We start from the raw sequence: 26,346 nt of genomic DNA, 5'->3' as shown, positions 1-26,346 counted from the left end.
AATTGGCTATTTCAATGGACAATATCCGCATTGCATCCATCCGGGGATATCTTTTGAAAAACAGCAAGTCTTCCGAACAGGTATATTGATGAGCTTTGAAGGATGCTCTCCACCTGTATATTTTTTAAAATAGGACTGATTTGCGAATGAAGACCATAAAGAGTCATCTTCTAAGAGTGTAAGATCCATTTGCGCTTGTTCACATGTACCTGGATTTGAAAGTAGTACATGCAAATGCCATAACAAATAACCAAAGACATTTTCCCAAAGCATTTTAGGGGAAACCGATGTAATCTTTCGAAGCTGAGCAAAAATTGTATGACATTGTTGCTCTAAAATTTTTTTAAAAGTAGTTTTTCGTTCTTCTTCATCAATCATTTTCCAGTCTGAAGAAAGTGTAAACATACATAATGCGTTGTTTCCAAATTCTTTTTTAACACCAAATTTTAAATGATCTAAAGTACCATCCCATACTTCGTCATACATAGTTAGCATATAAAATTGCATAGCAACAAACATACCATAACGACGTGTAAAATAAGACAATGCGATTGTATCGGATTCTACATTACTTATTGCTTTTATAAGCGTTAAAAAATCAGGTAAAAACTCATTATTATGTAATTGCTGCAGATTAAATATAGTATTACCTGAGTAATCTACATAGATACTATAGGATTGTAATTGTTGTAGTTGATCTCTTGATAAAGAACTCATATCATCACCTCTTAGTTATTACTATACAATTACTGATGTAATTTTCAAAAAACAATGTAGAATAAGTATTGACATTTTAATTGATAATGATTATCATTGTCATATAGAGAAATAAAACTCCTCTAAAACTCAATGTAGAGCAGGAGATATTAAAAAAGCTACTTTTCTCCAAAAATTAGCTAAACAAAAATTCCTAAAACCCCCTCAAAAATTTAGGAATATTCGATAAGACTGGGCGATAAGATTTTATTAATCTTATCGTTTTTTGTTATACAAATAATAAAAAGATGCCCCAGAATAGGGCACCTTCATAATCTATTTGTCTTTCATTCTATCTTTTCCTGAGTTTGCAAAATGATATTACTTTTTTTCTTCAATAATGAAGTGTAATAGCTATGTAATGACATTCCAACAATAATAGTGGCTATACCAAAGAGAGCAAGTGACTGTGGAAGTGGAATGCCTAGAAGTAACATTTCACCGACAATCACAAATAGGATTTCTGTAGATTGTGTTGCTTCAACAGCCGCGAGTTTGCCTTGGTCGTTATGCACGCGATCAGTTGCGATAAAGAATAGCACAGTAGCAATAACACCTGAGCTAATACCAACAATTAATGACTGAACCATTTGGCTAATAGAAGGAAGCCCTACAGTTGCAAGTGCATAAATTGCTAAGATAATCCAGCCTGGCAAAGATGCTATTGTCATACCAAGTACTCGTTGAAATGTATCTAGACGACCATCACAAATATCCATCATTTTGCGGTTTCCAAGTGGATACGCAAAAGCCGCAATAATTACAGGAAAGATTCCAAATAGTAAGCTTTCCAAGGAAACACTTTTTGCACTTGGAATTTGTATTAAGATAATGCCGACTAAAATAATACTCGAAATAAGTAAAGAAATGAGTGGTACTTTTTGTCGAATGGCTTTCCCCTCAACATATTGAACAAAGAATGGAGCAAGTAACACCCCTGCTACAATGGTAAACTGCCAAGTTCCTGATACGAGCCAACCAGGACCGTATGCAGCAGCAAAAGTAAGAGGAGCATAAAAGAGTACAAAACCAACAAAGCTCCAAAGAAGCCAATCTTTTGGCTGAGTTTTTATCTCTTGTACCACTGCAGTAAGTCCTTTACGTGATGAGACAATTATGAGCAAGAAGGGGAGCATGAAGAGATAACGTAAGGATGAACTCCACAACCAACTTCCACCTTCAAGTTCCATCGAATGATTTAAAATAAATGTTACGGCAAAGAATAATGATGCTAATATTCCAAGTGCAATTTCTTTCACAATGTCACCTGCCTATCGATTCATTCACTAAGCTTTTTGCTCAAACAATTGAACGATTTCAATGATTACTTCAGTTGCTTTCACCATAGTTTCAGCTGAAACATATTCATATTTACCATGCATATTTTCGCCACCAGCGAAGATATTAGGTGTTGGAAGTCCCATATATGACAGTTGAGAACCATCTGTACCGCCGCGAATTGGTAAAATTAGAGGCTTGATATCTAAATTTTCCATAGCTTTTTGTGCAATGTCAACAATTTCTTTTACAGGGAGGATTTTTTCTGCCATGTTGTAATATTGATCAGAAAGTTCAACTGTGATTGCCTCTTCGCCAAATTCTGATTTAATTGCTTTTTCAGCTTCTTTCATTAATGCTTTTTTTGCTTCGAAGGCTTTACGATCATGATCACGGATAATGTAAGAAAGACTAGCTTTTTCAATTTCACCATTGAAGCTCATAAGGTGGATAAATCCTTCATGATCTTCTGTTAATTCTGGAACCGCTTCTTTTGGCAGCATTTCTTGGAATTTAATGGCCATTGTAATTGCATTAACCATTTTGCCCTTTGCAGAACCTGGATGAACGCTAACACCATGAGTTGTTACTTTAGCACTTGCTGCGTTAAAACTTTCGTATTGTAGTTCCCCTAGTGGACCACCATCCATTGTGTATGCATAATCTGCATTGAAACGTTCCACGTCAAATTTATGAGGTCCACGACCGATTTCTTCATCTGGGGTAAAGCCTACACGGATTTTGCCGTGCTTTACTTCAGGATGATTAATCAAGTATTCCATAGCAGTCATAATTTCTACGATTCCTGCTTTGTCATCTGCACCAAGTAATGTAGTACCATCTGTAGTAATCAATGTTTGACCAATATAGTTAGCTAATTCTGGTGAATTTGTTGGAGATAAGACAACTTCAGGATTTAGTTGGATATCGCCACCATCATAATTGTCATGGCGTTGTGGATTTACATTTGTACCTGTGTAGTCAGTTGCTGTATCAACATGAGCTAAAAATCCGATTGTTGGTAATTCTTTATCAGAATTTGCAGGTAAAGTTGCAAATAAATAGCCATTTTCGTCTACTTCGATTTCCTCCATACCGATTTCTTTCAATTCAGTTTCTAATACACGTAGTAAATCCCATTGTTTTTTTGTAGAAGGTGTTGTTTGGCTTGCTTCGTTAGATTGTGTATCAATTTTAGTGTAGCGAACTAATCGTTCGATTACTGTTTCTTTCATTATTAGAATCCTCCTTATATTTAAAGCATTGTCATAATTCTAACACTTTCTTTCGAGCTACGGAATATTTTAGCGTGCTCAAGGTAAATAAAAGTTGGGCACTATAGTAACTAGTCATGATCAGAATATGAGCCGTAGGAATATCTGTTATAAACATATCCATAGCTAAAATGGAGTCTGAGAAAATAAAAGAAAGGGCACCAAGAATAATAAATGGTGAATACGTTTGAAAAGCAGACCATCCCATTGTTAAAATAACCGCAATATAGCAGCAAACCGCTATCCCCAGTCCATAATTACCAGTTCTAAAAATATTACCAGCAATCCATGCAACCATTACCATCCCATATGCCAATAATGATATTGCAATATAGGGATTTATTGTTTTCACTTTTACCTGAAAAAATGCAACAATATAGCAGATATGACCAATTAGAAAGAAAGATAACCCCAATAAAAACCAGTGTAGAGTGGCATCTCCAAACATGCAGAATAATAATCCTATAAGAAGCCATTTTGAAAATAGTGGATTGTTTAAATCACGCTGTAAATAGATGAGAGTAAGCATTAAGATGATGGGAATAATTTTAAACAAAATTTTCAGTAAAAAGGATTGTTCAGGTATGAAGAAAATATAAAGAACAGAAAAGAAAATTATGAGTGTAATAAGATGTATTATTTTCATACATACACTTCCTTTTCAAAATATTTTTCAATACATTTATACCCAAATCTAGTTCTTTCAATCATTGATCAGCAAAATTCTACGAAACTTTCTATGGAATCATTCGTATCTTAATATGAGAAAGGATGAGTAAGTATGACAACGACTTTTATCATGTCAGCAATTGTTGCAATTGTAGCTACATTTCTGATTATGCCGTTTACAGGTAAAACGTCCGACGGTGACTTTAAGACTAAATTTAAAATTCAATTTGGTATAGCAATGTTTCTACTGGTGTTTGCAATTACCGCAATTATTTTTTATATAACAAAGATAGACCAAAATTGGTCTCAGTTGTGGGTAGAAGTATTTGTGATGGCGTTAATTGGAACATTATTATCTAACGGAATCGAAAGAAAGATGAAAGGATTTATAACGCTTGCAAGCATTATTTTTGGTGTGTATCTTTTATCAGCTCCGTTTTTTAATGCAAATCAAAAATACCAATCTGCAGAGATGTCAAAAAAAGTTGAAATTAAGCCATTTGATGATACAAAAACACCCGCAAGTGTACCACCTAAATTTGCACGAAACAAAATGAAGAAGGCTTTTAGCCAAGTGCCAAACACAAGCTACTATGAATTAGGGAATCTTCAAATTCAAAAAGTAAATGGTGAATATGTTTATATTGCACCAGTTGAATTTTCAGATTTCTTTAAATGGTTGAAGGGAAAAGAATCGCCGGGTTATTTAATGATGAGTGCAACAAACTCATCAGACAATCCGAAATTTGTAAAATCACCAATGGTGTATACTACCTCAGCCTATTTAAATAACAATGTAGAGCGTCATATGAGATTAGCAAACACGAAAGCAATATTTTATGGAGATGCACAATTAGAAGTAGATGATCATGGAAAACCATATTATATTCGTACATATGGTAAGTTTATCTCAGGACGTAATGGGTTTGACCCAGAGGGAATTGTTATGGTTGATGCGAAAACAGGTGCTTCAAAAACTTACGCATTAAAAGATGTACCTGAATTTATCGATGGCGCTATTTCTCCAGAAGCGGTCAGCCTTCAAAATGAGTATTTTGGTAAATACGTTCATGGTTATTGGAATAGTATTATTGGGAAAAAAGATATGAAACTGCCTTCTGATGAAGGAACAGAAGCAAATGTTAGTCCTGTATTCGATGAAAACGGTGTAATGTATTACTTTACAGATTTTACGAGTCCCAAAAAGGGTGTAGATTCGATGCTTGGTTATTCATTGACTAATGCACGTACAGGTCAAGCTACTTACTATTCAGGTAATAAAAACGAAGCTTATATGGATTCACAAGGTGCCATTCAAATAATAGAGAAAAAATTTATCGAGAAAAAATGGCAAGCTTCTATGCCTATAATCTACAATTTCTATGGTGAAGCAAGTTGGTTAGTACCAGTGCTTGATTCCAATGGTTTCTTGCAAAACTATTCAATTGTCTCAGCAGCAAATCCTGAACTCTCTGTTTCTGCTGCAACACCAAACGAAGCATTAAGACAATATAAAACCATTATTAATCGATCAGGGAATAGTTCTTTAAATAGCAGTTCTTCCAATGAAGAAAAAACAGCTAAAGGTAAAGTAGTTCGTGTATATAAAGAGAAGAATGGGGATTACACAACCATTTCATTTTTATTAGACAATAAAGAAAACTATATTGTTAGCTCTGAAGCTGCACCTCTGGCAGTGTATCTAAAAGAAGGTGATCAAGTAGAAGTGAAATACGTGAATTCCAACGATATTTTCTTACCGGTTAAAGAAATCACCATTAAAGGAATAGAAGAGAAGTAGTTTGAGTAGATAAAAGAGCCAATGAAAACATTTTTTTCATTGGCTCTATTTTTATGCATGTTCTTGGGAGTATCAATTTAAATTGGATACACCCTATTATTTCCAACTGAATCCTTTCTTAGCTAAGAAATCTTTTATAAAAGGACGACGTTGTTCGATTAGGAAGTCGGCCATTTGTTTTGTCCAATTGGCCATTTTTTGATTTGAAGAACGACTTGCGTAGTATTTTTCTAATGTAGCATCGTAATCATCTAGTAGATGATCATATTTTTCGACATCGTAGCTATTTTCATGCAGTACGGCATCTAAAGGTAAACGTGGTTTTGTTTCGTTCCGTTTTGTAGGCTTACCGATTGTCATTGCAAATAGCGGGAAGACGTAATCAGGCAGATTGAATAATTCACTAATTTTCTCTGGATTATTACGAGCACCGCCGATATAACAAATACCGTAGCCTTCTGCTTCTGCTGCAATAACAAAGTTTTGTGCAAAAAGAGATACATCTGCCACACCTGCTAGGACATTTTCAGCAGAATCGGCTACAATTTCAATTCCTTGTTTTTTACCAGCGACTTGCAAGCGTTTAAAATCCACACAGAATAAGAAAGTTGCACCTGCAGTTTGGAATTGGAAAGCATTATTGGATAGTTCACCAAGTTGTTGTTGTTTTTCTTTATCTGTAACCCAAATAACACTATATGCTTGGATAAAATGTGATGAAGCAGCCATTTGAGCAGTTTCAATTAAATCTCTCACGACTTCTTTTGGAATTATTTCACCTGTATATTTTCGAACAGATGTATGACTACGTAATAGTTCTTTAACCATAATGTCAGCTCCTTTTTCAATTCGGTATCATTTTCACTATACGGGATTTTATTGAAAGTGACTAGTCATAAGGAGGTCAAAAGATTTTCAACCGAACAAGTTTATTAGAGTTTCAAAATACGAATACGAATTGAATCTGTTTTGTAAAATTTTTATTGAAAAAGTGTTTTTGATAATATGTATTAATTACTAATACAGCGTTACAAGAGTTGATTTATTTTAAATAAAATTCGCTTTCTTTTTGTTGATCTGGCTTATTTCGATTTCCTTTTAATATCAACTGAATTATTCAGATAGTAATCGCTTTATTGTAGAGATATTATGGAAATAGCAGAAAAATTTTATTTGTAAAAAGTAATAAAGATATACATCCGAAATGTTGAAATTAAGTAAGATCGGGATGTTAGAGATGGAAAATTAATTGTACTTATTTATGTCATTATAAATTAATTACAGATAAAGTCATTTTCAAAAATAATTAAAAATTCAGAAAAAAACATTGACAATTATTCTAAGAATCTTCTATACTTACGTCAACAAGATGGAACAGATACTAATAACCTTTATCAAGAGCGGCGGAGGGATAGGCCCTACGATGCCCAGCAACCAGTAAGTTTCTAAACTTGCTACGGTGCTAATTCCTACAGATCTTAATAAGATCTGAAAGATAAGGGGAGGATAATGCTAATTAAACCCTCTTCTTACGTGAAGAAGGGTTTTTCTTTTTATTAGGCGCTGTTAAATTGGATTGTTGATATTTAAGAAATAGCTATTGTGCAAGCATGCCTTACATAAAGCGTATGAACATGGTTTGTACACTGAGCGTGCTGGCACTTTAGATCATATGTCAACAATATCCATTCATATAGCCTTATAGTACTGAAACCCTTTAACACACCTCCGTTTTCCATCTATAACTTATAACTTTTTAGGAGGAATTAAAATGACAGAATTACGTAAAGAGACTTTAGCAGTACGTGGTGGTCAAACGCCAGACCCAACAACAGGAGCAATTACAGTACCAGTGTATCGCACAACAGCATATAAATTTAATGATTCTGAACATGCACGAAGATTATTTGCACTAGAAGAGCCTGGTAATATCTATTCTCGTATTATGAACCCAACAGTAGATGTTTTTGAAAAACGTATTGCATTATTAGAAGGCGGTACAGCAGCAGTTGCTCTATCTTCAGGGATGGCAGCTATTGCATTTTCTATTTTGAACATTGTACGTTCAGGTGACCATATTGTTTCAGCAGCTAGTATTTATGGTGGAACATACAATCTATTTGCAAATACATTGCCTCGCTATGGTATTACAACAACATTTGTTGATGAAACAAATCCAAATGAATTTGAAGCAGCTATTCAAGAAAATACCAAGGCAATTTATGCTGAAACGATTGGTAATCCAAGCCTTTCAATTGTTGATATTGAGGTATTGGCTGAAATTGCACATAAACATGAAATTCCGTTAATAATCGATAATACATTTGCTTCACCGATTGGATGCAACCCAATTGAATTCGGTGCAGATATCGTCGTACATTCTGCAACAAAATGGATTGGCGGTCATGGAACAACAATTGCGGGAGTAGTTGTTGATGCAGGAAAATTTGACTGGACTCGCGGTAAATTCCCAGATTATACAGAGCCAGATGCTTCTTATCACGGTTTGCGATACGGTATTGATACTGCAGAAGCAGCTTTTGCTACGCGTTTACGTGTTCAATTATTACGCGACTTTGGCCCAACATTGAGTGCAGATGCAGCATTCCAATTATTACAAGGATTGGAAACGTTACATTTACGGGTACCATATCATAATGAAAATGCTCGAAAAGTAGCGGAATATCTTCGAGAAAATAACCAAGTAGAATGGGTACATTACAATGGATTTGATGATAGTCGATTTGCTGCTAATGCAAAAAAATACTTAAAAAATGGCTATGGCTCAGTACTCACATTTGGGATTAAAGGCGGTCGCGATGCTGGACGTCAGTTGATCGATAATATTGAACTATTCTGCCATGTAGCAAATGTAGGGGATGCTCGTTCATTAATTATCCATCCAGCATCTACTACACATCAACAATTAAATGCAGAAGAATTGAAAAAAGCAGGAGTGCCAGAAGAATTAGTGCGTCTTTCAATTGGTCTAGAGGCAGCAGAAGATATCATTGATGCATTAGATGCAGCATTTGCAAAAGTAAATACACCCACAGCTACAAAATAAGAAGGTTTTCAAATAAAAGAATATAGAAGAGTGACGCATGCATAGCGCTCACTCTTTTCTTTTCTTAAATGTGACGAAATTTTTTTGCGTTTTTGAAAATCGGAAAATTCCATCAAATCAACGATGTAAGCGATTTTCATGACCTCCCAGAAAAAACATTTGTCCTTCTCAGAGAGATTTTTCTTGTAATCTGTCTGTATGTAGTCTAAAATCATCAATAAGTTCAATAATTTAGAATTTTTATAGATGAACAGGGTTACCTGTCTATGTCATAAAAAAATTACATGAATGCGTATGGTGAATTGAGATTACGTAATTCTAAATATAAGGAAGAAAAAATTTTGGAGGCGAGAATATGACAACAGTGAAGGTAGCAATTCTAGGATTTGGCACAGTGGGCCAAGGTATTTATCGTATTGTCAATGAAAAGCGAAAGCATTTTAAGAGCACTTTAGGTGTAGATATTGAAATCGCTAAAATTCTTGTAAGTAATGTGAACAAACCACGTCCACATGCACCAAAAGAATTACTAACAGATAAGTTCGAAGATATTTTAGCAATTCCAAACTTAGAAGTTGTTTTTGAAGCAATTGTGGGGGAAGAACCTGCATTCAAATATTTATCTCAGGCAATTGAAAAAGGGATCAACATTATTACAGCAAATAAAGTGATGTTCTCAAAACACGGTTTAGCTTTACAAGATAAAGCAAAGAAATATGGCGTACAGGTTGGATACGAAGCTACAGTAGCCGGTGGGGTACCGGTAATCAAAACAATGCAAAATATACTACGGGTAAATGAAGTAAGTCATATTCAAGGAATCTTAAACGGTACTTCAAACTACATCTTAACTCAAATGCGTAGTGAAGGTATGCCATTTGATGAGGCGTTACAAGATGCCCAACGTTTGGGTTATGCAGAAGCTGACCCATACAATGATATCTCTGGTCAAGATCCGTTCCGCAAATTAATGATTTTAAGTGCTTTGGCATTTGGAGAACAACCAAATTGGGATGAAGTGGATGTAGCGGGTATTACTGAAATCACAGCAGAGCAAGTGGAGGATGCAAAAACAAAAGGATTACGTTATCGCCATGTTGCTGATGTCCGTCGTGATCAAGCTACAGGTAAAATAATTGCAACAGTTGGCCCTCAATTAGTAGGTCCAGAGCATCCATTGTATTCAATAGAAGGTGTAAACAATGCTGTGGCACTAGATACAAACTATATCGGAACCCTCACTTTAGTTGGTCCAGGGGCAGGTATGTTCCCCACTGCAAGCGTAATGGTAGAAGACTATGCTGATATGCTAGTAAAAGCACCTGCAGTAGTATCAATTTAATGTTTCTTTGAGAGCACGTTAAGAGATCCTTCAAATAAAATAATTAGCTACATACGTGCATGTTAATAGCTTTCAAAGAAAAAAGATGAAAAAAATTTAAATAATTGAATAAAGTAAGGACATCTATGGATAACGCTCGTTACTTATAGATGTCCATCTTTGTTTTAATCTACACTTATGAAAAGCAAAACCCATGCTTCTAGATTCAAAGGTAAAGAAGAAAATAGGGGATTAGTTCCCTGATTTGCTAAATTAGTCTTCATCTTTAATATCAATATCCTCAGGAATCGGTGTATTTTTCCATATTTCAATTTCCTCTTTTATTCTTTCAAGCTGCTCGTGGTATCGATCGAATTGATCACTACTAATTAAAAATTGTTTACCGTCATGTACGGCACGAATGCGGCCTTCTAAAATATAACGCATCACTTGATGTTCCGGCATTGAAATATCTTTTGCTGTATCCGCAACTGTTTTGTACATAGCGTAAGGCCTCCTTTTGCTTCATTATAATAAAAGAAAAGTCAGTCCTCAACTTTCTAAAATATATGGTATATTGAATGGATGGTAGAGGATTATTTATAAAAAAAGTAATTTTTATTTCGCCATTGGGGTAGAAAAAGATGACGATATGAATCTGTTTTCATACATTTTGGTGCTTTTAACGGCTACTTTATGGGGAACAGTTGGTACAGCACATACCTTTTTAATAAATGGTATCTAGTTACTTAAAAAGACCGTCTCGCATGGGGAATAGGCCCCGGATTATCAATCTTAGGTTATGTACTTACTTTTTATCAATAAAGGACAAGAACTGTTAATGTGATGGGGATAAGTTTAGCCTCATGTGCAGAAATAGCATTCTGAACTTATACACATGTGGGTAAGTCATTAATGGATAAAGAGAAGCGTTACCGGATGTGGCAATAACATTCTCAATGTGTGATTGTAATTATCTATCGCTTTAGATTAGAGACGTGCATGGGTAACTAAATAGAACCTAGAGTTTAATAATCTGTGGACAAACTGTTTTATAAGTCAGTAAAGGCTTTCAAAACAGTTTTTTTGTGGATAACTTTCTAAAAAATTTGAGTAATCCTGTAAAATAGGAATTATCATAAAAAATCTTAAGAATTTCTTCATTTTTATCATCACTACTTTTTAAGATTTGATCTGTAAAGTAATAATCATAAAAAACCATTGAAATGAGGTGTGACAAATGTCGTCATATACCGTATTAGTAACAGATGACGATCAAGATATACGAGATGGTATAGAAATCTATCTAAAAAATGAAGGATACAATGTACTAAAAGCTGCGAATGGTTTGGAAGCACTTGAACAATTAATGGAACAAGAAGTGCATTTAATTATTTTAGACATTATGATGCCAGAGCTAAATGGTATTCAAACAACATTTAAAATCAGAGAAGAGCGTAATATTCCAATTATTATGCTAAGTGCAAAGGCAGAGGATACAGATAAAATCCATGGATTATCCATTGGTGCGGATGATTATGTAACGAAACCTTTTCATCCTTTAGAGCTAATGGCTCGAGTGAAATCACAACTAAGGCGTTACGTTAAATTAGGAACTTATAATGAGCAGCAGGGGAAAGTTGAAGTTGGAGGACTATCGCTTGATCCAGATGCGAAAGAATTGTTGCTAGATGGTGAACCAGTAAAGTTAACAAAAATTGAATATAACATTACGGAGTTACTAATTACAAATGCGGGGCGAGTTTTCTCTATTTCAGAAATTTACGAACGTGTATGGAATGAACCGGCTTACAATGCGGAGAATATCGTCGCAGTACACATAAGAAAAATACGGGAAAAAATCGAAGTGGATCCAAAGAATCCGAGATACTTAAAGGTGGTGTGGGGCATTGGTTACAAAATTGAAAAAGCATAGTACCTTTATTTGGTCAATCATTGCACTAATCCTTGCAATATGTAGTTTACTATACTGTTTAGGATTTATTTTTCATTTAATCGATTTTAGCTTTACAAGAAAATTTGCTCAGATGACACGTGCGATAGGAGGAGTGTAATATGAGAAAATCCAAAAACACTCTTTTCCTTTCTTTCATCTGTATGCTTTTAATTGGCGCTTTTTCCTTTTTGGATTATGGTGATCAGTATTTTGCCAAAAACTTTTTTGAATCAGATACTTTTCAATCACAATATAATGATTTTACCAATAGATTAGGGCCACTTGTATTAAATCCCCTAGATACAGCACAAGCAAAAAAGAATATTCGAGTGACAAGTTCGGAAATTGAAGAATACAGAAATTATTATGGTAGTTTAAGTGAACAAATTGCGAATATCAACGAGCAATATAAAGACAAAATAGAAGAAGCTAAAAATGCAAAGTCCACTTCAGTTGAAAAAGCCCTCATCACAGAACGGGACAAAAAAGTAAAAGATATTACTAAAAACTTTGAAGACGATGACTATGTATTCCGTAAGATTGTGAAGATAAAGGAAGAAGAAATAGATCAGTATGACAAAAATGTAAAGGAACAAAAACAAGAATTTCTAAATAACTACGATTATTTTTCCTATGAATTAACGGATTTACAAACAGGTCAAACTTTTACTTCGGGGAATTACTCACAAGATGATGTTGTTTATACACACACATATAAAAAGAATCAAAATGTATTTCAAACTTCTACGATTGACAATAATTATGCTGCAAATTTAGATGATAATAAAATTTCATTTGATATAAAAGAGGCAATACCGAATACAACACATCAATATACAGGGGAAATCCGTATTTCAAAGTCAGCATTCATGAATTCATACTACTATCATGAATATAAAACTTTTCAATCTAGCCAAAGATTATTAGTGTTCATATGGATTTTAAGTTTGCTTTCAAGCATTGCATTATTTTTCAATAGACCATTGAAATTTGAAATGAAGAAGGAAATATCCATACTACGGGTTATAAGGAAATGGCCGATTGATGTAAGAGCAATGGGTCTACTTATCACTGGTTATGGCGTCATCATAGATTTACTTATCTTATCGGATCATCTAACTCACGTAAGTTTTACGAATATATTTTCATTTATAGCTGTGTTAATTATTGGCATTCTGGTGCTCTACCTATTAGTGTGGTTCGTTTTGATGCAGTTCTTTCTATTAATAGAAGATATGAATACGGAAGAAAAACGATTAATAGCCTATAAGAGTTCCGTTAGTCTACGTGTTGTACAGAATCTTCGGAACTTGTTTTTATCCAGGAGTATTGGTTTACAGTCAGTAGCACTTCTAATTATTGTTTTTTTATCGGGTGTAGGCATTGTTGGAGCAGTTTATGATGGAGGTCTATTGCTAATCTATATCTTTTTATTCTTTACGATTGCTTTACCAGCTGTTCTTATTTTCTTATTGCGTATCGGCTATTTAAATAGAATCATGAAGCAAACAGAAGATATGGCGGAAGGACGATTAAATAGCGAAATTAAAGTCCAAGGTAAATCTGTTTTTGCTAAACATGCAGCTAATTTAAATCAGCTACGTGAAGGAGTTAGAACTTCTTTATCAGAACAAGCAAAAAGCGAACGTTTAAAAACGGAACTGATTACCAATGTTAGTCACGATTTAAGAACGCCACTTACTTCTATTATTACGTATACGGATTTGTTGAAGAATCCAAATATAACAGAGGACGAGCGCAATAGTTATATAGCCATTTTAGATAAAAAATCTCAGCGTTTAAAAACACTGATTGAGGATTTGTTTGAAGTTTCAAAAATGGCTTCGGGTAATATGGAATTACAAAAGCAAAAAGTGAATTTAAACCAGCTGTTGCAACAAGCCCTTGGGGAACATGAAGAAGATATGGACAAAGCAGAAATCGATTTCCGTATTCAAATAACAGATGAAGTATTAATGGCATATGTTGATGGCCAAAAGTGGTGGAGAATGTTGGATAATCTTATCATTAATGCTTTGAAATACACACTAGAGGGAACGCGAGTTTATATTTCGTTGAATAAAGTAGAACAACATGCACAATTTGTAATCAAAAATATTACGAAATATGAGCTAGGCGATCAAAATGTTGAGGAGTTATTTGAACGTTTTAAACGTGCTGATACATCTCGCCATACAGATGGGTCTGGACTTGGTTTGGCCATTTCTCAATCAATTGTAGACTTGCACGAGGGCAAGATGGATATTACTATAGATGGTGATTTATTCAAAGTAACTGTCAATGTGCCAATCATCTAAAGTTCGAGAGCTATACCGGATTTAGGTACAGCTCTCTTTTTGTCTATTCAGTATATTATGACAAATCTTCCCATACTTTTATATTTTGGATTGCATACATTGCTTCAGTAGCTTTTTGGTAATAAAATGTAGCTTTTTTATATTCGTTTCGTTCACATAGTAAATTGCCAAGCAATGTAGTATATTTATAAACATTTTGATAGTCTTGTGTTTGTTGAAAATAATGGATAGCGTCTGCAATGAGTTCCTCATTAAATGCACTCAAGTGATGAAAGATTTTATAAATATTAAAATGATAAACAAATTCTTTAGCGGTTTCTTCAATATGATTCTTCTTTATTAGCTGTAATCCTTTTTGGCACCATGACTCCACACTAGAAACATTATTTAATTTTGAATATTCTTTAACCATAGAGTGAATGGAAATAAGAATACGTATTGGATCTTTTTTTACAGCTAAACTTTTTCTGTAATAAGAAATAGCCCCTCTGGAATCGCCTTCTAAAGCATAAATATAACCTAAATTTTGAAAAATGAGGCCGTTGTTTTCTTTTAAATTATATTTGATACAGGCATCATAGCAGTTGTCGAAGATTTCGAGTGCACAATTATAATGGCCATTCTGGATGTGTGATAGCCCTAATCTTATATAGCAGTTGACCATTTGTTGATGATAATCTAATTCTGTATAAAGTTTCATAGCTTGCTCTGCATACTCAATTGCATTTAATGTTCGATGTAATTTATGGTATACAGAACTTAACATGTAATAATAATCAGCCTTTTCCCATTTAGTAAGCTTAACTGTAGACATTAATAATCCTGCTTTTTCTAGAAAAGATAATCCTGTTTTGTATTTTTTAGAGCGAAAACAATACAAATAACAGTTTGTATAGTAGAGGAATTTTTGACGATCATTCAAATTTTCTTCCATAGTCGTCAAAGCATTCAATATAGTATTAATTTTATCTAATGGTTCATTCGCCATAAGACACATGCGAAGTAATCTTAGATTAAAAGTATAGAAGTTTTCAACTTTACTAAATTCCAGATTCATCGATTTATAATGTTCTATTGTATTTTTTATGAGTATAGGATCATTTTTTAGAAGAACTTTTTTAATTACAGCATAGCTTTCTTCCATAAATTGTTGTTCATCTATATCTATATAATGATCTAAGTTTATATCTAATTTTTGTAGAAGTGCGTTTTTTACTTCATCCTGTGGAATTTGTTTTCCACTTTCAATCTTGCTTAAATAGGAAGTTGAACAAATATTTTCTGCCAATGCTTTTTGCGTTATATGTTGTTTAATACGCTCAGATTTTATAATATCCCCAATATTTCGCATGATAATCCTTTCAACTTTTGTACTATTTTAAGAATTATTACATGATTTTAATGAAATTTGAATCGGTAGAAAGGTGTATTTTTCGCAGACTATTTACAAATTTGCGAAATTTTTATTATAAAAAGGAAATAAAATGGAAAAAACCACCCGTTTTTGAGTGGTTAAATCTAATTAATTGGAACGAGTTGATGATTAAAGGCATAAACAACCGCTTGCGTTCGATCTTGTACTTCTAATTTGGAGAGAATATTACTTACATGTGTTTTGACAGTTTTAAGAGCGATAAATAATTCATCTGCAATGTCTTGGTTTGTTTTTCCTTGAGCCATTAGTAAAAGGACTTCGTGCTCACGTTCTGTTAAGTCCTCGTGAAGTGGTTGATCTTTGTGACGCATTCGTTGCATCATTTTATTGGTCACTTCTGGTTCTAAAATAGGTTGACCATCAAAAGTGCTTCGAATAGCCTCAGCAATTTGCTTGGCATTCGTTGTTTTCAGCAGATAGCTAATAGCTCCAGCCTCTAAAGCAGGATATACTTTATCGTCATCTAAAAAACTAGTAACAATCATTATTTTAGCTTCTGGCCATTGTTTGATAATCATTTTAGTTGCCTCAGCACCATCCATAATGGGCATGACCATATCCATTAATATGATATCAGGTCGATGTTGTAGTGCTAAATCGACAGCTTCTCTTCCATTTGTAGCTTCAGCAATAACCTCCATATCAGATTGTACCTGCAAGTAGGCAGAAACACCAATACGTACCATTTCATGATCATCAGCTAACAGAATTCGAATCATTCTTTGATATCTCCTTATCTACTGGAATTTGAACTTCAACAACTGTACCCTGTGATGGGACAGATACAATTTTACATGTTCCACCTATTTCAACTGCCCGTTCTTCAATATTGTGTAAACCATAAGAACCTGATTTTTCATCAACTGTTTTGAATCCAACACCATTATCTTGAACTCGGAAAATTACACGTTTATTTCGTTCCACTAGTAGTAATTCTAGTTCTGTTGCTTTTGCGTGTCTTAATGTATTAGATAAGGTCTCTTGAGCAATTCGGAATAAATGATCCTCAGCACCTTTTGATAGATGAACATCTTCTAAGCGATATTTGATCTTAAAGGATACTTTTTGCTGTAATTCAATTAGTAAATCTTCCATTCCTTGCGTCAATGATTTATTTTTTAAAGCCACAGGACGAAGGTGAAGTAAGAGCGCGCGCATTTCAAGTTGTGCTTGTTGAACGATTTGTTCAGTTTGTAGAAGGGTATTTTGTGTATGTTTAGGTAAATCATCTACTGCTGTTTCGTTTACAGTTGAAAGTAGCATAGAAGCAGCAAATAGTTGTTGGGAAACCGAATCATGAAGTTCTCGTGCTAAACGTTGTCTCTCTTGAATGATACGATCTTGAATGACTTGGTCTTGAGTAATGGCTTTATCATTTGTTAGTTTTTGAAGACTTTTTCGCTGCGTATGAATTAATTCTCTTGTGGCATTTAATTGTTTCTGTAAACTAGCATTTACATCAATTGTTTCATGTGGAATATTGTCGTCTTTTATTAAATTTTGTAAAGCTAGCTCGAATTGTTGTTCCTTTTGATGTGTCAATAGTAGGCTCCAAGAAGCTACACAAACGCTAAAAAGAAAAAGTAATGAAATATACAATATGATAATAGGTAAATTCCAATATTGAGTGGTCCATAGATATTCCCAGTTTGAGAACTTTGTACCGTAAAGGATAAAGAAAATTGAAGCTAACATAGCCACTTCGAAAAAGAGAATGCTCATTATTCGCGTTAAAAATTTTGTCATTGGCGTATCACCTCAACATCCCCCAAAAATGTTGATACGGTAATAATTAGTTCCGTACTGGCATCTTCAATATATTCATAGCCATCACGAAGAGAGATGGTATCGTACCATATACGTGGAAAAATCTCCCCGAAACAACTTGCATCTCCAACAAATGCATTGTAATGAAGACGTACAGGTATTTCATAAGGCACGATAATCTTAACTTTTCCAAACCCTTGGCGAATAGAAATCAGCGAAGTACCTTTCGGTAATACAGTTTGTGTTGTATCAATATACAAGTCTCCTACCAAACTTTGAATATGTACATCCTGCCACTCATAAGATTGCAGGGGTGTGCTTTGAAATGAGAAAAACTTGTTTTTAATAGGTTGATCAACGGTTTGGTTAGATACAGGCTTTGCAAATGAAACTTGTATTGGATCGCCTTTTTTCATTTGCCATAATACATAAATTAAAGTAGATATTACAATAATTCGTAAACTCCACATAGACATTAGCGCAATGACTAAAGAACATACACCAACCCAAAAGAGCCATTTGCGTCTTTTACGCATACTAATATAAATGAAAAAAGCACCGAAAATTGCAAACATGATACTGCCGTTTTCAAAAAACGTAGCCTCTATAAAAATAAGTAAGATAGCAGTAATCACCATCATTGATATTTTGTTTGTAGAAAAATGAGTCATTGGTCGCCTCCTTCTAAAACATAAAAGCAAAAAAGAGAAGGGAAACCTCCTCCTTTTCAGTATAACGATCGCCTTGTGGAAGTCTAGTTATTACGCTAAATCTTGAGTTTCTTTTTTCGTTGTTTTTTGTTCAAGTAAGGTTAACCGTTCTTCCATAGAGGTAACTTCATGTTGATGATCTATTTTTTGTCCTAGTCGTTCGATATAATTTTCCATTGTTTCGAATGTATCTAATCTGTCATTAATGTTACCTGTTGTTTCTGGATGAAGAATATGATCCATTTGGTTATGGGCTCTGACAACATTTTCTTTTCCCATTAGTTGTAATTGGCGAACTTTCATATCTTTTATCTTGTGTTTCATTTCTTCATATTTACGTTCTAGTCCAAATAGTTCGTCAGCGTTTTTGTCGATACTATTTCTTAAAACAATGCTACGTTGTTCGTATGCTAAAATTTCATGTTCTGCAAAGTCAATTAGGTCTTGTTCGCCACTTAATTTGGCAAGATCTAATTGTTTTGAGCGCTTATCGTGCATTTTCTTTGTTTCTTCAAGTTCCTTTTCCAACTTTTGTTTGAGAGTTGCTTGTCTTTCTAACCATTTACCAGTTTCTTCTGTTTGTTTTTCAGCTTCACGAATGTATTGATTTAACATTGCGATTGGATTTTTTTCTTCTTTCTTATCGAATAGATGATGAAGATCTGCTTCAATTGTATATTTTAATCGTTGTAATAAGTTGACCATTAGCTGTATCCCCCTGTTATTTTGTTAGTTCATGCCATTGATTTTCAAAATTAGTGAACGGGTCGTCCTTTTTTTGAGTAAAGAAAATATTACTTTTATCGGAGTTATTCCCCCTGCCGATGATTAACCATAAAATTGCAATTGCAGCTAATCCGATAAATCCTGGAATATTGGCAGTAGCTGTTAGTATTCCTGCTATGGCAACAAGAACCCACACAACTTTAGAAAAAGTGGAATTGCTTTTTACATAAAAATGGATTCCAGCAAATAAAATAGCTGCTGAAACAGCTAATCCTGATAAAGCTCCTAAAGAACATAAAATTGTAATTCCTGCGACAATGCCTATGATGAATAAACCAAATTTCTTCATTGGTCACGTCCTCCTTTCGTTTGTACCTTTATGATACGCAGAATCTGGATTGGCCAAAACGGGCTTGAAATGGATTTTCGTCTAGGTCTAGAGGCTGAGATAATCTAAGACTAGATATTATTTGAAGATTTTCGTCCAGTATATGTAAAATGATTACACAGAAAGTTGACTATAAGATTAAAAAAAGGAGATTCCAAAGTATGCTTAAAAAAGTAATTGTGAGTTTTTCGACTTTTCTTTTATATAATGTGGTTATCTTTTATCTTGGTTGGAATGTTTACCATTGGTTAGAGGTAGCGTTTCATCTGAATACACCAATTGTTTTTTCAATTATATGGTTGTACTTCGCATATAGTATTGTTATTAGTAATCTCAATGAACGATTTCGTATTACAAAGGTTGTTAGTTGCTACTGGATGATTCTAATGGAATATGGTTTGTTATTATTTCCAATAGCAAACTTGTTGTTATGGCTTGTACCTTCAGTACATATGTTGTGGATAGGATATATTATTTTAGTCCTTTTTGTAGCAATCATTGGATTTGGTTCATATATGGCTTATTCTCCAATTGTTCGCACAAAAACCATACAAGTAAAAACACAACATAAGAGTGAAAATTTCCGAATGGTTATTGCTTCTGATTTTCACCTGGGGATCCTATCCAATAAAAAACTTTTACAAAAATTCGTTGAACGTTCGAATGCTGCCAAACCGGATATTGTTTTTCTTGTTGGAGATATTGTAGATGATCATCCATATTGGTATAAGGTATATGAAATGGATGAAGTGATGAAGAAGTTAACCTCTACATATGGTATTTATGGTGTACTAGGAAACCATGAATACTATGGGAAGCAGATTCCTATTTTTATAGATGAGATGAAAAAATCAGGGGTAACTATATTAAGAGACGAAACAATTTGTATCGCAGATTCGTTTTACGTTACAGGAAGAGAAGACAAAACAAATAAAAATCGTAAATCTCTAGAACAATTATCTACTTCGGTAAGGCATCGATTACCATGGATTGTTATGGATCATACGCCATCAGATTTAACAACACCAGTTGAATTAGGGGTAGATATTCATCTATCTGGTCATACTCATTTAGGTCAAATGTGGCCAAATCAGTGGATTACAAAAAGAATTTTTGAATTGGATTATGGTTATCTTTTGAAAAATACGACACATCTACTGGTATCTTCGGGCTTCGGTTTTTGGGGTCCACCAATTCGTACAAATAGTCGAAGTGAAATGTGGGTAATTGATGTAGAGCTAACAAATTAATTTAATAAAACTTTAAAATAGCTTCTACTTCTAGTGTGTTATGATAGTCTTACTAGTAATGAATGTTTGTAAGTATCATTCGTAAATAATAAGAATAAGGAGATATTATGGACTTTTTAGAAATATTAAAATCCATTATTTTGGGTTTTGTTGAAGGAATGACAGAATTTGCTCCAGTTTCATCTACAGGTCATATGATTATTGTCGATGATATGTGGCTGAAAACACAGGAGTTTTTAGGAGAATCATCTGCTAATACTTTTAAAGTAGTTATTCAGTTAGGGTCTATTTTAGCTGTCGTTGTTGTTATGTGGAAGCGTATGTTAAGCCTTATCGGTTTATATAAAATTGAAGGGCAGCGGCCACATCATCGATTCAATTTACTACATGTAATTGTAGGAGTTATTCCTGCGGGGGTATTAGGTGTATTATTAGAGAATTTTATCGATAGCTATTTATTTGGTATTAAAACGGTCATTATCGGCTTATTTATTGGCGCGATACTGATGATCATTGCAGATAAATTTGGACCAAAGAGACCAAAAATTACTTCTTTAGATGACTTATCTTATGTGCAATCTTTTAAAATTGGTCTTTTTCAATGTTTATCATTATGGCCAGGATTTTCACGCTCAGGAGCCACAATTTCAGGTGGGGTATTGTTTGGCTTAGACCATCGTACAGCATCAGATTTCACGTTTATCATGGCGGTGCCAATTATGGCAGGGGCTAGTGGTTTATCACTACTAAAACACTGGAACGAAATCAACTTCGGTGATATGGGCTTCTATGTAGCTGGTTTTATCAGTGCATTTATCTTTGCACTTATTTCAATTAAATTCTTCTTAAAACTAATTTCAAAAGTAAAATTATTGCCATTTGCAATTTATCGTATACTATTAGCGATCGTGTTAGCGATTATTGTTTATATGTAATGAAAAGAGATACCTTTTAAGGTTCTTCTGGTTGTAGACAAACTCTAGGAATTCTGAGATTGTCTACAACCTTTTTCTTTTACTCTAAAGAGGGCAGAGTCTTTTTCTTCTCAGCAAATTCTCATAAAGAAATGGTACGATAGAAGAAACGATTAAAATGGAAGAATACTGCCCATTAGATAATACATAAGAGATAAAGAGGCTGGTGATTAAGATTTGGCAGAGCGAATTTTAATTATAGAAGATGAAGAAAAGATTGCTCGTGTACTGCAATTAGAGTTAGAGTTCGAAGGTTATGAAACGGGAATTGCTTATACAGGTTCAGATGGCCTTATACTTTATCGCGAACAGCAGTGGGACTTGGTCTTATTAGATATAATGCTACCTATTATGAGTGGAATAGAGGTATTAAAAAGAATCCGTGCAACAGAATTTTCAACCCCTGTCCTTATGTTAACTGCAAAGGATGAACTGGATGATAAAGTTTTAGGGTTAGACCTTGGGGCAAATGACTATATCACAAAACCTTTTGAAATAGAAGAATTACTTGCACGAATACGGGTAGCATTAAGATTTCAAAAGAAAAATCGACAAGTTAATGCAACTACTAAAGAAAAGGATATCTTTTTCCACGAATATGCAGGACTTTCAATGCATGAAAAAACACGTGAGGTATTGAAAGATGGTGTTGCAATCGACTTAACCCCACGTGAATTTGAACTGTTGCTGTATTTACTGAAACATCCAAAACAGGTACTGACACGTGAACAGATTTTAAATAGAGTGTGGGGTTATGATTATTATGGAGATACAAATGTTGTTGATGTTTATATTCGATATGTCCGCCAGAAAATAGATAAAGGAAGCAATCGTCCACTGATTCAAACTGTACGTGGAGTAGGTTATGTATTAAAGGAACAATGACATGAAACTAAAAACAAAAATTCATATCTTTTCAACGATACTTATGCTCATCATTTTAACTTTGACAACAATTGGGATTTACTTTTTATACGAAAAAATGGCATATGATACAGAATATCAACAATTATTAGATGAATCACAAGAACTTGTAACATCTATTAGCCAAACAAGTATGATTAACGATCCAGCAACAATTTTACGGGCGTACATACCATCGAATGGTGCCATTCGTATTGTTGATGATCATGGAAAATCACTGGTAGCTGTACAATCGATGGAAGGTATTGAAGACTATAAACCAAAACTACAAGAGGACCATTATTTAGTAGAAACATATAAAGGGAAAACCATTTTATCATTTAAAATACCTGTTATTTGGATGGATGGCTCAGTCGTATATGTGCAAATGATGCAATCGATGGAAAGTGTAGCAAGTACCCTATCACTATTAAAACTAGTTTTAAGTGGAATGGCGGTATTAGCAGCTATTCTCGTATTGTTGTCTAGTATGACACTTGCTGAAATTGTTCTAAGACCCATTCAACGTCTCACAGCTACGATGAAACGGAGCAGTAAATCAGGAACATTCGAAAAAATTGATGTTACAAAGCAAGGTAAGGATGAGCTAGGAGAAATGAGCCAAACCTTCAACGATATGATGTCTCAACTCGAACAAAATTATCGTAAGCAAGAGCAGTTTGTTTCAAATGCTTCCCACGAATTAAAGACGCCCTTAACGGTAATTGAAAGTTACGCTAGATTATTAAAACGTAGAGGTTTTGACAATAGAGAAGTTGCAGTTGAATCAGTTGAAGCTATTTTGAGTGAATCCATTCGAATGTCTGAAATGATTCAACAAATGCTAGAGCTTGCCAAAAATAAAGAACGAGCACCTTTACAAATGAATAGATTGGATGTTCATACTTTATTAAATCAAACACTCCAGCAAATGCATCAAGCATATAATAGAAATTTTTATTTACACGGAAAAGGGCCAGTTTTCATTACCACAGATGAACAAAAAATAAAGCAATTGTTCTTTATTTTCTTGGAAAATGCCCGTCGCTATAGTGAAGATGATATTCATGTATATATATCTAATCATCCCCTTGTTGTGAAGATTAAAGATCAGGGAGACGGTATTGCAGAAGAACATATACCTTATCTTTTTGAACGCTTTTATAGAGTCAGTCAGGATCGAAATCGTAAAACAGGGGGGACTGGCCTTGGACTGGCTATTGCAACAGAAATTGCTGCACAATTGCATATCTCCTTATCTGTAAAAAGTACAGTTGGAATCGGTACAACCATGATCTTGACTTTTAATGAGCAGGAGGAGGGGCAACATGAGAAAATATAAAAATTGGACACTCCTATCGTTCATGGTATTAATAATTATCGCTGCTCTAATCGGATTATTTATGTGGAGTCATATGTCAAATTCAAATAACAAATCAACTGAAGAAGTGTATAAAAATATTGAAACAATGTATGGGGGAGAGATCAAAACATTTAAAAATAATGGCACGAAATATGAAATGGAGCTTTCCAAAAATGGGGCAGTTTATTATATCGAAGTAGAATCGAAAGACGGAAAAATTTTGCAAATGAAGAGAATTGATTTAGCAGGAATTAAACAAAAAGATTTAATTTCAAAGAAAAAATTGCAAAAAATTATCAAGGAAAATTATCAGGGCAAAATTTCACGTATTATTTTATATACTGGACAAAATACACCCATTTATCAAGTTCAAATTAACCAGCAACATAAAAAGTTGAAAATCCATGTCGATGCCACTACAGGTGAAGTTCTATCTGAAACTTTGATTGATTCAAAAACGGACAATTCGATTATAAATAAAAAAGAAGCTGAGAAAATTGCTAAAAAGAAATTGAATGGTACTATTCAAAGTGCGACTTATTTTGAAACAAGTAATGGTGGTTATTATTTAGTAGAGATTGAAACAAAGGGAAAAGTAGAAACTTTCCAAATTCATGCAGTATCAGGAAAAATAATGTCCATTACGAGTAACTAAGATTCTCACTGAATTCTAATAGAGTTCTTTGAGTATTTTCATTTTCATCCTATACATTTTAGTAAATGGGGTTGTTAAATTTTCATTGTTGATTGTAAAAAGGAAATAAATATCTTTGACCATTTTGGGAGATCCACAGTGAGCATTAACATAGCCTAGTTGATAAAAGGAGGACAGTAAAAATGAAAAAAATAATTATTTCATTTGCTATAGTAGGTTGTCTAGCAGTATCAGGAGTTGTTGCCATTGCAGCACAAAATACTGGAAAACAGAATATTTTATCTTCCAAGGAAATTTCCAAAAAAGCTTTGAGCTATGTAAAGGGAAAAGTATATAAAGTTGAGCTGGATTACGAAAAAAATGGTCCTGTATACGATGTAGATGTGAAAAGTGAACAAGCAAAGTACGAACTGAAATTAGACGCTAAAACAGGTGAACTATTAGAAAAGTCAACAAAGTATACGTCTGGTTACTCATCAAAAGATATAATTGGACTTGAAAAAGCGAAGAAAATCGCTCTAAAAATAGTAAATGGGAAAATTCAAAAAGCAAAATTTAATGAAGAAGACGGCCTCTATGAATTTGAAATTCTTAAAGGAAAATACGAATATGACATTGATATTAATGCTTATTCAGGAGAAGTTCTTAAAAAAGAAAAAGAAAAAATAACTACCCTAAAAAATAGCAAAGCAATTAGTTTAAAAAAGGCAAAACAAATTGCACTTAATTATATAGACGGTGTTGTTCAAAAAGTAAAATATGATCGTAATCGCGGTATATATGAAATTCATGTTGCACAAAATGCTAAAACTTTTAAATTTAAAATCGATGCCTATACTGGACAAATTATAAACAGTGGAAGTAATAGTTCAGTGAATACGGAATCTAATTATGGTATAGGTGTTGAGAAGGCAAAGCAAATTGCCTTAAACGAAGTAGGTGGAACAATTATCGATGCTACCTTCGATAGTGAAGATGGTGTTTATGAAGTAAAAGTGCAAAGTGGAGATGTTGTCTATGACATTGAGATTAACGCTGTTTCAGGGGGAATCGTAAAACAAGAAAAAGAAGACTCCACAACATCTTTAAATAACAACGGAACTGTAATAGGGATTGAAAAAGCAAAACAAATTGCTTTGTCAAAAGTATCTGGAACCGTAACATCATCAAGCTATGAACAGAATGATGGTGTCTATGAAATTTCAATTTTAGCAAATGGAACTGCATATGATTTCGACATTAATGCATATACAGGAGAAATTAGTAAACAAGATCAAAAAACAGTAGAAGATTCATCAGTTAGTAGTAGTGATGCAACTATTATTACAACGCAACAAGCATCTCAAATTGCCTTAACAAAAGCAAAAGGAACTGTTACAAAAATTGAGTTAGTCAATGGTGTATATGACGTGGAAGTTAAAGATGGTACATATCAATACGAAATTGAAATCGATGCAAAAACAGGGGATGTATTAAGTGTTGATAAAGAATATGATGATTAGAGATCGTTAATAATTTTAGCTACCCTACAAACAATAACTTTAGGGTAGCTTTTTGCATGAAAATACGTATCTTTTTGATATGAATTAATTTCATTTATGTTTAAGTGAAATCACGAATGTATCAATTTTATTATGATAAAGATTAAATTTATTAAATATATATGTTAACTTAGTAGCTCTTTTTCTTTAATTTTGCGATTGTGCTTGTTTTATATAAACACAATATGTTAGA

At 33.8% G+C, this 26,346-nt stretch carries 23 protein-coding genes and 1 riboswitch; of the genes, 11 read left to right on the top strand and 12 right to left on the bottom strand.

From position 1 onward, the window contains the following. Positions 1-6: 6 nt before the first annotated feature. The 4 genes from CEF14_RS12910 to CEF14_RS12895 all read right to left on the bottom strand — a co-directional run bounded on the left by CEF14_RS12910 (position 7) and on the right by CEF14_RS12895 (position 3,954). A complete protein-coding gene (locus CEF14_RS12910) occupies positions 7-717 on the bottom strand; it encodes a Fe-S oxidoreductase (RefSeq protein ID WP_102693242.1) in 711 nt (236 codons plus the stop codon). Between the two features lie 326 nt (positions 718-1,043). After that, positions 1,044-2,015, bottom strand: a complete 972-nt coding sequence (locus CEF14_RS12905; protein WP_102693241.1) for a DMT family transporter — start codon at positions 2,013-2,015, stop codon at positions 1,044-1,046. Positions 2,016-2,042: 27 nt separating this feature from the next. Continuing rightward, positions 2,043-3,269 (bottom strand): peptidase T, encoded by a 1,227-nt coding sequence (pepT, locus tag CEF14_RS12900; RefSeq protein WP_102693240.1) that lies wholly within the window; start codon positions 3,267-3,269, stop codon positions 2,043-2,045. A 31-nt stretch (positions 3,270-3,300) separates the two neighbouring features. Further along, positions 3,301-3,954 carry a lysoplasmalogenase gene (locus CEF14_RS12895; protein ID WP_102693239.1) on the bottom strand — a complete coding sequence of 218 codons (654 nt, stop codon included), beginning with the start codon at positions 3,952-3,954 and terminating at the stop codon, positions 3,301-3,303. A gap of 135 nt (positions 3,955-4,089) precedes the next feature. Here CEF14_RS12895 and CEF14_RS12890 point away from each other — a divergent pair, with 135 nt between their 5' ends. Further along, positions 4,090-5,778 (top strand): hypothetical protein, encoded by a 1,689-nt coding sequence (locus tag CEF14_RS12890; RefSeq protein WP_102693238.1) that lies wholly within the window; start codon positions 4,090-4,092, stop codon positions 5,776-5,778. A 96-nt stretch (positions 5,779-5,874) separates the two neighbouring features. On the opposite strand, the gene nfsA is transcribed toward CEF14_RS12890, so the two are convergent. Beyond that, positions 5,875-6,606, bottom strand: a complete 732-nt coding sequence (gene nfsA, locus CEF14_RS12885; RefSeq protein WP_146013882.1) for an oxygen-insensitive NADPH nitroreductase — start codon at positions 6,604-6,606, stop codon at positions 5,875-5,877. Positions 6,607-7,166: 560 nt separating this feature from the next. Next, positions 7,167-7,280, top strand: a riboswitch (SAM riboswitch). Between the two features lie 269 nt (positions 7,281-7,549). Between nfsA and CEF14_RS12880 the strand changes: the two genes are divergently transcribed. Next, positions 7,550-8,845: an O-acetylhomoserine aminocarboxypropyltransferase/cysteine synthase family protein gene (locus tag CEF14_RS12880; protein WP_102693236.1), complete on the top strand. Its 1,296-nt coding sequence runs from the start codon at positions 7,550-7,552 to the stop codon at positions 8,843-8,845. A 355-nt stretch (positions 8,846-9,200) separates the two neighbouring features. Further along, positions 9,201-10,187, top strand: a complete 987-nt coding sequence (locus tag CEF14_RS12875) for a homoserine dehydrogenase (RefSeq protein ID WP_102693235.1) — start codon at positions 9,201-9,203, stop codon at positions 10,185-10,187. 252 nt (positions 10,188-10,439) lie between these two features. Here CEF14_RS12875 and CEF14_RS12870 read toward each other — a convergent pair whose 3' ends face one another. Continuing rightward, positions 10,440-10,670: a MerR family transcriptional regulator gene (locus CEF14_RS12870; RefSeq protein ID WP_102693234.1), complete on the bottom strand. Its 231-nt coding sequence runs from the start codon at positions 10,668-10,670 to the stop codon at positions 10,440-10,442. 736 nt (positions 10,671-11,406) lie between these two features. Between CEF14_RS12870 and CEF14_RS12865 the strand changes: the two genes are divergently transcribed. Beyond that, a complete protein-coding gene (locus CEF14_RS12865; protein ID WP_102693233.1) occupies positions 11,407-12,102 on the top strand; it encodes a response regulator transcription factor in 696 nt (231 codons plus the stop codon). 140 nt (positions 12,103-12,242) lie between these two features. Then, positions 12,243-14,441 carry a sensor histidine kinase gene (locus tag CEF14_RS12860; RefSeq protein ID WP_102693232.1) on the top strand — a complete coding sequence of 733 codons (2,199 nt, stop codon included), beginning with the start codon at positions 12,243-12,245 and terminating at the stop codon, positions 14,439-14,441. Between the two features lie 55 nt (positions 14,442-14,496). Here CEF14_RS12860 and CEF14_RS12855 read toward each other — a convergent pair whose 3' ends face one another. From CEF14_RS12855 to CEF14_RS12830, 6 genes are all read right to left on the bottom strand, one after another. Continuing rightward, on the bottom strand, positions 14,497-15,792 hold the full coding sequence (locus CEF14_RS12855; RefSeq protein WP_102693231.1) for a helix-turn-helix domain-containing protein: 1,296 nt from the start codon (positions 15,790-15,792) through the stop codon (positions 14,497-14,499). A 167-nt stretch (positions 15,793-15,959) separates the two neighbouring features. Next, positions 15,960-16,595 (bottom strand): response regulator transcription factor, encoded by a 636-nt coding sequence (locus tag CEF14_RS12850; protein WP_102693230.1) that lies wholly within the window; start codon positions 16,593-16,595, stop codon positions 15,960-15,962. Continuing rightward, positions 16,573-17,418: a sensor histidine kinase gene (locus tag CEF14_RS12845; RefSeq protein WP_322788391.1), complete on the bottom strand. Its 846-nt coding sequence runs from the start codon at positions 17,416-17,418 to the stop codon at positions 16,573-16,575. Before CEF14_RS12845 ends, CEF14_RS12850 begins: the two co-directional genes overlap by 23 nt. A 200-nt stretch (positions 17,419-17,618) precedes the next feature. After that, positions 17,619-18,314, bottom strand: a complete 696-nt coding sequence (gene liaF / locus CEF14_RS12840; protein ID WP_102693228.1) for a cell wall-active antibiotics response protein LiaF — start codon at positions 18,312-18,314, stop codon at positions 17,619-17,621. A 90-nt stretch (positions 18,315-18,404) separates the two neighbouring features. Continuing rightward, positions 18,405-19,058: a PspA/IM30 family protein gene (locus tag CEF14_RS12835; protein ID WP_102693227.1), complete on the bottom strand. Its 654-nt coding sequence runs from the start codon at positions 19,056-19,058 to the stop codon at positions 18,405-18,407. Between the two features lie 16 nt (positions 19,059-19,074). After that, complete coding sequence (locus CEF14_RS12830; protein WP_102693226.1) at positions 19,075-19,428, bottom strand: lmo0954 family membrane protein; 354 nt, start codon at positions 19,426-19,428, stop codon at positions 19,075-19,077. Positions 19,429-19,628: 200 nt separating this feature from the next. Here CEF14_RS12830 and CEF14_RS12825 point away from each other — a divergent pair, with 200 nt between their 5' ends. The 6 genes from CEF14_RS12825 (at position 19,629) to CEF14_RS12800 (ending at position 26,114) form a co-directional block, all read left to right on the top strand. Further along, positions 19,629-20,717, top strand: coding sequence for a metallophosphoesterase (locus CEF14_RS12825; RefSeq protein ID WP_102693225.1), 1,089 nt, complete (start codon positions 19,629-19,631; stop codon positions 20,715-20,717). Between the two features lie 107 nt (positions 20,718-20,824). Further along, positions 20,825-21,652: an undecaprenyl-diphosphate phosphatase gene (locus CEF14_RS12820; protein WP_102693224.1), complete on the top strand. Its 828-nt coding sequence runs from the start codon at positions 20,825-20,827 to the stop codon at positions 21,650-21,652. A gap of 216 nt (positions 21,653-21,868) precedes the next feature. Then, positions 21,869-22,576 carry a response regulator transcription factor gene (locus CEF14_RS12815; protein WP_102693223.1) on the top strand — a complete coding sequence of 236 codons (708 nt, stop codon included), beginning with the start codon at positions 21,869-21,871 and terminating at the stop codon, positions 22,574-22,576. 1 nt (position 22,577) lies between these two features. Next, entirely contained in the window at positions 22,578-23,936 is a 1,359-nt protein-coding gene (locus CEF14_RS12810) for a HAMP domain-containing histidine kinase (RefSeq protein ID WP_102693222.1), read from the top strand. Further along, positions 23,923-24,612 (top strand): PepSY domain-containing protein, encoded by a 690-nt coding sequence (locus CEF14_RS12805; RefSeq protein ID WP_170061512.1) that lies wholly within the window; start codon positions 23,923-23,925, stop codon positions 24,610-24,612. Before CEF14_RS12810 ends, CEF14_RS12805 begins: the two co-directional genes overlap by 14 nt. Before the next feature lie 182 nt (positions 24,613-24,794). Further along, positions 24,795-26,114 (top strand): PepSY domain-containing protein, encoded by a 1,320-nt coding sequence (locus tag CEF14_RS12800; protein WP_102693220.1) that lies wholly within the window; start codon positions 24,795-24,797, stop codon positions 26,112-26,114. Positions 26,115-26,346 lie beyond the last annotated feature (232 nt).

The sequence above is a fragment of the Rummeliibacillus pycnus genome (assembly GCF_002884495.1).
GTDB classification, from domain to species: Bacteria; Bacillota; Bacilli; order Bacillales_A; family Planococcaceae; genus Rummeliibacillus; species Rummeliibacillus pycnus.
The sequence above is the reverse complement of the archived record's forward strand: the minus strand, read 5'-3'. Positions and strand labels throughout refer to the sequence as shown.